We start from the raw sequence: 2149 nt of genomic DNA, 5'->3' as shown, positions 1-2149 counted from the left end.
GGACCACGGGCGCCACCGTTCCCGTGCTCGGCTCCATCCCGATCGACGTGCGGCTGCGCGAGGGCGGCGACGAGGGCAAGCCGGTCGTCCTGTCGGACCCGGACTCCCCCGCCGGCGCGGCGCTGCGTGCGATCGCCGGCAAGCTGGGCGGCCGCCAGCGCGGCCTGTCGGGCATGAGCCTGGGCATCACGCCGCGCAACAAGTTCTGACGCGGCCGAGCCGTACGGCGAAGGGGCGCCCCCATCCGGGGGCGCCCCTTTCCCGTGCCCCGGTGCTACGCGTACGCGCCGAGGTCCTTGATCTGCGAGAAGCCGAGGCCGTACGCGCTCATGCCCCGCCCGTACGCCCCGAGGTGCACGCCCGATGCCGAGCCGGCGAGGACCCAGCCGAACTCGGTCTCGCGGTAGTGGAAGGGCACGGGCGCGCCGTCCACGGGCAGCGAGAGCGTCGACCAGGCGGGCCCGGCCAGGTCGTCGGCCAGCTCGAAGGCGGTCTCGGTCTGCTGGTCCAGCCAGTGGTCGCGCAGCGCGTGGTCGAGGGAGGCGGGCCAGGTGTGGGCGAGAAGCCCGGAACCGGCCAGCCAGGCGGCGGAGGAGACCGTGGTGGCCTCGAGGACGCCGGTGCCGTCGCCGGTGCGCCGTACGGGGCTCGCCGCCACGGTCACGACGACCGCGAACCGTTCCTTCTCGGTGGCGCTCGCGTCGGACTTTATCGACGGCTCGTCGCCGTGGCCGGTCGAACCGTGCTGCACGGTGCCGTCCGCCGCGGTCCCGACCTGCATGAGCCAGCGCGGCCCGGTGAAAGCCTCGTCGAGGCCGTACCAGGCGAAGGACGCGCGCAGATAACTCTCGGCGGAACGCCGGGCCGCCCGCGCACCCTCCGCCCGACTCGTGGTCTCCATCTCGGCCGCCTCCTCGTTCGTTCGACAGAGCGAGGATAGCCACCAGGGAGTGCCGGGCCGGTGACAGCCCGCCGTCAGGTCGCGTCGGAGTCGTACGGCGGGCGCTCGCCGGCGTCCGGCCGGTCCTTCTTCACGAGGTCGGGCGAGCCGTTCACGGCGGTGACGGGGGCACCGTTCACGGCGGTGCCGGCGGCCGGGGCTCCGGTGAGGGAGGAGGGCTGGGACTCCCGGCCGTGGACGGCGTCGGCGACCTCGTTCATCTCCTTCTTGAGGTCGAAGGTGCTGCGGAGCTCCTTGAGCTCACGCAGGTCCTCGTTGCCGTCCAGCTGCTTGCGGATGAAGGTCTTGGGGTTCAGATCCTCGAACTCGAAGTTCTTGAACTCCGGGCCCAGCTCGCTGCGGATGTCTTCCTTCGCGCTGTCGGAGAAGTCACGGACCTTCCGGATGAAACGGGAGACGTCCTGGATGACCTTCGGCAGTTTGTCCGGCCCGAAGACGAGCACGGCCAGCACGACGAGCGTCACCAGCTCGAGTGCGCCTATGTCGGTGAACACCTAGTAGCTCCTTCATGCCGGTCAAGGGCCCCGTCCACGGTACCCGCCGAAACTGCCGGACGGGTACCTCGCGGTGTCCTCCGCATGCCGCTCAGGTGCCCTGGGAGGAACCGAGCGTCAGCGTCTTGGTGATCTCGCGGCCGCCCCGCTTCAGGGTCAGTTCGAGTCGGTCGCCGGGACGGTGGGCGCGGATCTTGACGATCAACTCCTCGCCGTTGTGCACCCGCTGGCCGTCGACGCGGACGATGACGTCGCCCGGCCGCAGCCCGGCCCGGGCGGCGGGTCCGCCGGGGGTGACGGACGGCGCGCCGTCCTTGCCCTTCTCCCCCACGCGGGCGCCGTCGCCGTTGAACTGCATGTCGAGGCTCACACCGATGACGGGGTGGGTGGCCTTGCCGGTGTTGATGAGTTCCTCGGCGACCCGCTTGCCCTGGTTGATCGGTATGGCGAAGCCGAGGCCGATGGAGCCGGCCTGCTCGCCGCTCCCGTCGCCGTCACCGGATCCGCCGGCCGCGCGGATGGCGCTGTTGATGCCGATGACGCGGGCCCGGGAGTCGAGAAGTGGCCCACCGGAGTTCCCGGGGTTGATGGGCGCGTCGGTCTGGAGGGCGTCGACGTAGCTGATGTCACTGCCGTCGCCCTTCTCGCCGCCGGCGGTGATCGGGCGCTCCTTGGCGCTGATGATCCCGGAGGT

At 71.4% G+C, this 2149-nt stretch carries 4 protein-coding genes; 1 reads left to right on the top strand and 3 read right to left on the bottom strand.

The window, feature by feature from the left end:
- Positions 1-209, top strand: a 209-nt coding sequence (locus tag RIF68_RS35070; protein WP_375165792.1) for a P-loop NTPase, incomplete at its 5' end; no start/stop codon positions are given.
- 65 nt (positions 210-274) lie between these two features.
- On the opposite strand, the gene RIF68_RS35065 is transcribed toward RIF68_RS35070, so the two are convergent.
- The 3 genes from RIF68_RS35065 to RIF68_RS35055 all read right to left on the bottom strand — a co-directional run.
- Positions 275-901: a hypothetical protein gene (locus RIF68_RS35065; protein WP_309055596.1), complete on the bottom strand. Its 627-nt coding sequence runs from the start codon at positions 899-901 to the stop codon at positions 275-277.
- 74 nt (positions 902-975) lie between these two features.
- Positions 976-1455 carry a sec-independent translocase gene (locus RIF68_RS35060; protein ID WP_309055156.1) on the bottom strand — a complete coding sequence of 160 codons (480 nt, stop codon included), beginning with the start codon at positions 1453-1455 and terminating at the stop codon, positions 976-978.
- 91 nt (positions 1456-1546) lie between these two features.
- Positions 1547-2149, bottom strand: a 603-nt coding sequence (locus RIF68_RS35055; RefSeq protein WP_309055594.1) for a PDZ domain-containing protein, incomplete at its 5' end; no start/stop codon positions are given.

The sequence above is a fragment of the Streptomyces sp. genome (assembly GCF_031178505.1).
Lineage (GTDB): Bacteria > Actinomycetota > Actinomycetes > Streptomycetales > Streptomycetaceae > Streptomyces > Streptomyces gulbargensis.
Note: the sequence above shows the minus strand (reverse complement) of the source record. Positions and strands in the feature narration are given on the sequence as shown.